Source organism: Pollutimonas rozaliensis (assembly GCF_048751585.1).
GTDB lineage: Bacteria > Pseudomonadota > Gammaproteobacteria > Burkholderiales > Burkholderiaceae_B.
This window is the reverse complement of record NZ_JAZHOB010000362.1, coordinates 1-236: the sequence shown is the minus strand read 5'-3', so window position 1 is coordinate 236 and position 236 is coordinate 1. Positions and strand designations below refer to the sequence as shown.

The following is a 236-nucleotide window of genomic DNA, read 5'->3' as shown; positions in this document are numbered from 1 at the left end:
CCGGTTTCCACCAGCGCAGTGGCGATGATGGTGAGCGAGCCGCCCTCTTCGATATTGCGCGCTGCGCCGAAGAAGCGTTTCGGGCGGTGCAAGGCATTGGCATCCACGCCGCCGGTGAGGATTTTGCCTGATGCGGGCACCACGGTGTTGTAGGCGCGCGCCAGGCGGGTGATGGAGTCGAGTAGAATCACCACGTCTTTTTTATGCTACACCATGCGCTTGGCTTTTTCAATCAC

General features: G+C 59.7%; 1 pseudogene. It reads right to left on the bottom strand.

What is annotated here, in order from left to right:
- A pseudogene (rho, locus tag V0R37_RS23245) lies at positions 1-236 on the bottom strand (transcription termination factor Rho); the annotation flags it as partial.